We start from the raw sequence: 5,986 nt of genomic DNA on the forward strand, positions 1-5,986 counted from the left end.
GGATTTCACGCGCGGAATCGGGGAGAGCAGGCGCGAGGACACGCACTTCCCAAGGTTTCGGCCGGTCGGGTCCGGCGGGAAAAGGACGGTTCGATGAAGAAGGTCTACACGGATGCCGCCGCGGCCCTGGCCGGCCTCCTGCACGACGACATGATGGTGATGTGCGGCGGCTTCGGCCTCTGCGGCATCCCGGACGAGCTGATCGAGGCGGTGCGCCTCTCGGGCGTCAAGGGTCTCACCGTCGTCTCGAACAATGCCGGCATCGACGGGGTCGGCCTCGGCAAGCTTCTGGACACCCGCCAGGTCCGGAAGATGATCTCGTCCTACGTGGGCGAGAACAAGGAATTCGCCCGGCAGTATCTCGGTGGCGAGCTGGAGATCGAGTTCAACCCGCAGGGCACGCTCGCCGAGCGGATCCGCGCCGGCGGCGCCGGCATCCCGGCCTTCTTCACCAAGACCGGCGTCGGCACCAAGGTCGCCGAGGGCAAGGAGGTCCGCGAGTTCGATGGCGAGCATTACGTCATGGAGCGCGGCCTGTTCGCCGACCTCGCCCTGGTCCATGCCCATACGGGCGACACCGAGGGGAACCTGCGCTACCGGATGACCGCGCGCAACTTCAACCCGATGATGGCCACCGCCGCCAAGATGACGGTGGCGCAGGTCGAGCATCTCGTGAAGCCGGGCGAGATCGATCCGGACACGATCCACACGCCCGGCATCTTCGTGAAGCGCATCGTCGACGTGGGCGTGCGCGACAAGCGCATCGAGCAGCGCACGACGCGCAAGCGCAACGATGCGACCCCGGCCGCCGCGGCCGGCGGCGGCACGCACTGACCGGACGGGAAGGGAGCGAGAACGATGGCCTGGACCCGCGAGCAGATGGCGGCGCGCGCCGCCAAGGAGCTGGAGGACGGCTTCTACGTGAACCTCGGCATCGGCATCCCGACGCTGGTGTCGAACTACATCCCCGAGGGCATGTCGGTGCAGCTCCAGTCGGAGAACGGCATGCTGGGCATGGGCCCCTTCCCCTACGAGGGTGAGGAGGATCCGGACCTGATCAACGCCGGCAAGCAGACGATCACCGCCCTGCCGACGACGAGCTACTTCTCCTCGGCGGATTCCTTCGGGATGATCCGCGGCGGGCACATCAACCTGTCGATCCTCGGCGCCATGCAGGTGGCCGGCAACGGCGACCTCGCCAACTGGATGATCCCCGGCAAGATGGTGAAGGGGATGGGCGGCGCCATGGACCTCGTGGCCGGGGTGAAGCGCGTGGTCGTGGTGATGGAGCACGTCGCCAAGAACAAGGACGGCACCGAGAGCCCGAAGCTGCTCAAGGCCTGCGACCTGCCGCTCACCGGAACCCAGGTGGTCGATCTGGTGATCACCGATCTCGGCGTGTTCGCCATCGACAAGAAGGGCGACGGCGGCATGACGCTGATCGAACTCGCCGACGGCGTCACCGAGGACGAGATCCGCAAGAAGACCGAGGCCGACTTCACGGTCGCCCTCAAGAACTGACATCCGCAGGCCCGGCGACCGACGTCGCCGGGTCCAACGGGGCGATGGCCGCCCAGATTGGGCGGCCATCGCATGACGGCGCGGGCGCCCTTCAGACGCGCCCGATGTCGGCGCACCTCGTCAGCGCCAGCCCCCCTTCACGCATCGGCACAGGCCAGACGCGAAACGCCCCCCTCTCCCGGTCGGAAGAGGGGGGCGTTTCGCGTGATCCTTTGCCGCTCCGCTCCGGCCGGGTCAGAGCCCGAACCCTCCGACCTGTGCCGATCGGTCAGCCCGCGTCGCTGGCGCCCGCGCCCGCGAGTTGCGGATCCCGGGTCGCGGGCCGCACCGGGCTGTCGGCCGCCGGCTCCTCGCCCTGCAACGCCCGCCGCACGTAGCTGTCGACCCGGTCGCCCTGCTCCGGGAGGGCGGCCTCGAGATGCGCGATCATCTTGGGCGTCCAGAACGCCTTGATGTGCTTCTGGACCCCGGCGACCGCCTCCTCCTCCGGGTAGGACCGGAAGAAGGTGGCGATCTGGTTGGCCATGCGGACGAGCTTGTCCGCCTGCGTCACGGCACTCATCGGATACTCTTACTCCGCCGCGTCGAGCGCAGTGCCCTGGGAATTGGCGATCCGGGTCAGGGAGAAGTCCTCCTCGTAGAACTTCGCCTGCCAGTCGGACGGCCGGTTGGTCCGCCGGACCTGCACCGCCGTCACCTTGTACTCGGGGCAGTTGGTCGCCCAGTCCGAGTAGTCGGTGGTGATGACGTTGGCGCCGGTCTTGGCGTGGTGGAAGGTCGTGTAGACCACGCCCGGCTGCATCCGCTCGGAGATCTTGGCCTTGAGGGCGATGTCGCCCGAGCGGCTCTCCAGAGCGACGAGATCGCCGTCGACGATGCCGCGCAGCTCCGCGTCGAACGGGTGGATCTCCAGCACGTCCTCCTCGTGCCAGCGCGAGTTCTCGGTGCGCCGGGTCTGCGCGCCGACATTGTACTGGGAGAGGATCCGGCCCGTGGTGAGGATCAGCGGGAACTTCGCCCCCGTCCGCTCCTCGGTGGCCACGAACTCGGTGATCATGAACCGACCCTTGCCGCGGACGAACCGGTCCACGTGCATCATCGGCGTCCCGAGCGGCGCCTTCTCGTTGCAGGGCCACTGCACCGAGCCGAGCTCGTCGAGCTTGGCGTAGGACACGCCGGTGAAGCTCGGGGTGAGCGAGGCGATCTCGTCCATGATCTCGGACGGGTGGCTGTACTCCATCTTGTAGCCCAGCGCGTTGGAGAGCAGCACGGTGCCCTCCCAGTCGCCGTAGCCGCCCATCGGGGCCATCACCTTGCGGACCCGCGAGATGCGGCGCTCGGCGTTGGTGAAGGTGCCGTCCTTCTCCAGGAACGAGGCGCCCGGCAGGAAGACGTGGGCGTATTTGGCGGTCTCGTTCAGGAACAGATCCTGGACGACGATGCACTCCATCGCCATCAGGCCCGAGGTGACGTGGTGCGTGTCCGGGTCGGACTGCGCGATGTCCTCGCCCTGGATGTACATGCCCTTGAACGAGCCCTCGACGGCCTCGTCGAGCATGTTGGTGATGCGCAGGCCCGGCGCGTTGTCGAGCTTGGCGCCCCAGAGGGCCTCGAAGCTCTCGCGGGTGGCGTCGTCCGAGACGTGGCGGTAGCCGGTGAGCTCGTGCGGGAACGAGCCCATGTCGCAGGAGCCCTGCACGTTGTTCTGGCCGCGCAGCGGGTTCACGCCGGCGCCGAGCTTGCCGATGTTGCCGGTGGCCATGGCGATGTTGGCCATGCCCATCACCATGGTCGAGCCCTGGCTGTGCTCGGTGACGCCCAGACCGTAGTAGATGCCGGCCGCGCCGCCCTTGGCGTAGAGCCGGGCCGCCCCGCGGACTTCCGCCGGGTCGAGACCGGTGAAGGGCTGCTGGCTCTCCGGGGAGTGCCGCTCATCGGCGATGAACCGGGCCCAGGACTCGAACTCGGCGAGGTCGCAGCGCTCGCGGACATAGGCTTCGTCGATCAGACCCTCGGTGACGATCACGTGCGCCAGCGAGTTGATGAAGGCGACGTTGGAGCCGGGCTTCAGCGGCAGGTGATAGTCGGCCTTGATGTGGGGCGACTTCACGAGGTCGATCTTGCGCGGATCGGCGACGATCAGCTTGGCGCCCTGGCGCAGGCGCTTCTTCATCCGCGAGCCGAAGACCGGATGGCCGTCGGTGGGGTTGGCGCCGATCACCAGGATCACGTCGGAATGCTCCACCGACTTGAAGTCCTGTGTGCCGGCCGAGGTGCCGAGCGTCGACATCAGGCCGTAGCCGGTCGGCGAGTGGCAGACGCGGGCGCAGGTATCGACGTTGTTGTTGCCGAAAGCGGCGCGCACGAGCTTCTGGACGAGGTAGGCCTCCTCGTTGGTGCAGCGCGACGAGGTGATGCCGCCGACCGAATCCTTGCCGTACTTGGCCTGGATCCGCTTGAACTCGCTCGCGGCCCGGTCGATGGCCTCCTCCCAGGAGACCTCGCGCCACGGATCCGTGATCTTCTCGCGGATCATCGGCTTGGTGATGCGGTCCTTGTGGGTGGCGTAGCCGTAGGCGAAGCGGCCCTTCACGCAGCTATGGCCCTCATTGGCCTTGCCGCCCTTGTAGGGGACCATGCGGACGACGCGCTCGCCCTGCATCTCGGCCTTGAACGAGCAGCCGACGCCGCAATAGGCGCAGGTCGTCACCTCGGCGTGCTCGGGCTGGCCGTACTCGTGGATCGACTTCTCCTGAAGCGTCGCAGTCGGGCAGGCCTGCACGCAGGCGCCGCAGGAGACGCATTCCGACTCGAAGAAGTTGGTCGGGCCGGCTGCCACGCGGCTGTCGAAGCCGCGGCCCGCGATGGTCAGCGCGAAGGTGCCCTGGACCTCTTCGCAGGCGCGCACGCAGCGGTTGCAGACGATGCACTTCGACGGGTCGTAGGTGAAGTACGGGTTCGACTCGTCCTTCGGCAGATACTTCTCGGCGCTCGGCTTGACGTGGTTGTCGCCGTCATAGCCGTAGCGGACGTCCCGAAGGCCGACGACGCCGGCCTGCGTCTGCAGCTCGCAATCGCCGTTGGCCGCGCAGGTCAGGCAGTCCAGCGGGTGATCGGAGATGTAGAGCTCCATCACACCCTTGCGGAGCTTGGCGAGCTTCTCGTTCTGCGTGTGGACGACCATGCCGTTCTCGGCCGGGGTCGTGCAGGAGGCTGGGGTGCCGCGCCGGCCCTCGATCTCCACGAGGCAGAGGCGGCAGGAGCCGAACGGCTCCAAGCTATCGGTGGCGCAGAGCTTCGGGATCTGCGTCCCGGCATGCATCGCCGCCGCCATCACCGAGGTGCCCGCCGGCACCGTCACAGACATGCCGTCGATCGTCAGCGTGACGGTCTGCTCCGCCACGCGGATCGGCGTGCCGTAGTCGATCTCCTTGATCAGGCCCATCGACGCCTCCTTACTCGGCCGCGGCCGGCAGATCGCCGGCGCGCCTGAAATCCTCGGGGAAATGGGTGATCGCGCTCATGACGGGCATCGGGGTGAGCCCGCCCATGGCGCAGAGCGACCCGTCGGTCATGACCTCGCAGAGGTCCTCGACCAGCTTGAGATTCGCATCCGGCCGGATGCCGGCGATGACCTTGTCCATGGTCTCGACGCCGCGGGTGGCGCCGATGCGGCAGGGGGTGCACTTTCCGCAGGACTCGGTGGCGCAGAACTCGAAGGCGAAGCGGGCCTGGGCCGCCATGTCGACGGTGTCGTCGAACACCACGATGCCGCCGTGGCCGACGAGGCCCTTCTTGGCCGCCATCGCCTCGTAGTCGAGGGGCGTGTCGAGGAGATGGTCGGGGAAGTAGGCCCCGAGCGGCCCGCCGACCTGCACGGCCCGGACCGGCCGACCCGAACGGGTGCCGCCGCCGAAAACCTCGATCACCTGCCGGAGTGTGATGCCGAAGGCCATCTCGATCAGGCCGCCGTGCTTGATGTTGCCGGCGAGCTGGATCGGCAGGGTGCCGAGCGAGCGGCCCATGCCGTAATCGGCGTAGGCCTTGGCGCCGTTCTCCAGGATCCACGGCACGGCCGTGAAGGTCATGACGTTGTTGACCAGCGTCGGCTTGCCAAGGAAGCCCTTCAGCGCCGGGATCGGCGGCTTGGCGCGGACGATGCCGCGCTTGCCCTCAAGGCTCTCCAGCAGCGAGGTCTCCTCGCCGCAGATATAGGCGCCGGCGCCGAGGCGCACTTCCAGATGGAAGGTCTTGCCCGAGCCCAGGATGTTCTCGCCGAGCACGCCGGCGGTCACGCCGTTGGCGATGGCCTCCTTGAGGGTGGCAAACGCCTGCGGGTACTCGGAGCGCAGGTAGATGTAACCGCGGGTGGCACCGGTCGCGACGGCCGCGATGGTCATGCCCTCGATGAAGTTGAAAGGGTCGCCCTCCATCATCATCCGGTCGGCGAAGGTGCCGGAATCCC

General features: G+C 67.8%; 5 protein-coding genes. 2 read left to right on the forward strand and 3 right to left on the reverse strand.

The window, feature by feature from the left end; translation table 11 throughout:
• Window positions 1-93: 93 nt before the first annotated feature.
• Both I53_RS09135 and I53_RS09140 read left to right on the forward strand, forming a co-directional pair.
• On the forward strand, window positions 94-834 hold the full coding sequence (locus tag I53_RS09135) for a CoA transferase subunit A (RefSeq protein ID WP_043349483.1): 741 nt from the start codon (window positions 94-96) through the stop codon (window positions 832-834).
• A gap of 24 nt (window positions 835-858) precedes the next feature.
• Window positions 859-1,521 carry a 3-oxoacid CoA-transferase subunit B gene (locus I53_RS09140; RefSeq protein WP_043349486.1) on the forward strand — a complete coding sequence of 221 codons (663 nt, stop codon included), beginning with the start codon at window positions 859-861 and terminating at the stop codon, window positions 1,519-1,521.
• Window positions 1,522-1,789: 268 nt separating this feature from the next.
• Here I53_RS09140 and I53_RS09145 read toward each other — a convergent pair whose 3' ends face one another.
• From I53_RS09145 to I53_RS09155, 3 genes are all read right to left on the reverse strand, one after another.
• Entirely contained in the window at window positions 1,790-2,083 is a 294-nt protein-coding gene (locus I53_RS09145; RefSeq protein ID WP_043349488.1) for a formate dehydrogenase subunit delta, read from the reverse strand.
• A gap of 9 nt (window positions 2,084-2,092) precedes the next feature.
• Complete coding sequence (gene fdhF, locus I53_RS09150) at window positions 2,093-4,966, reverse strand: formate dehydrogenase subunit alpha (protein ID WP_043349489.1); 2,874 nt, start codon at window positions 4,964-4,966, stop codon at window positions 2,093-2,095.
• A gap of 10 nt (window positions 4,967-4,976) precedes the next feature.
• Window positions 4,977-5,986 (reverse strand): NADH-ubiquinone oxidoreductase-F iron-sulfur binding region domain-containing protein (locus I53_RS09155; RefSeq protein ID WP_043349491.1); only part of this gene is annotated, 1,010 nt, incomplete at its 5' end.

It is taken from the genome of Methylobacterium sp. B1 (assembly GCF_000333255.1).
GTDB classification, from domain to species: Bacteria; Pseudomonadota; Alphaproteobacteria; order Rhizobiales; family Beijerinckiaceae; genus Methylobacterium; species Methylobacterium fujisawaense.

Bases quoted from the DNA above. Each gene is read 5' to 3' on its own strand.
- I53_RS09135 (WP_043349483.1), top strand. From the start codon at position 94: ATGAAGAAGGTCTACACGGATGCCGCCGCGGCCCTGGCCGGCCTCCTG.
- I53_RS09140 (WP_043349486.1), top strand. From the start codon at position 859: ATGGCCTGGACCCGCGAGCAGATGGCGGCGCGCGCCGCCAAGGAGCTG.
- I53_RS09145 (WP_043349488.1), bottom strand. From the start codon at position 2,083: ATGAGTGCCGTGACGCAGGCGGACAAGCTCGTCCGCATGGCCAACCAG.
- fdhF (WP_043349489.1), bottom strand. From the start codon at position 4,966: ATGGGCCTGATCAAGGAGATCGACTACGGCACGCCGATCCGCGTGGCG.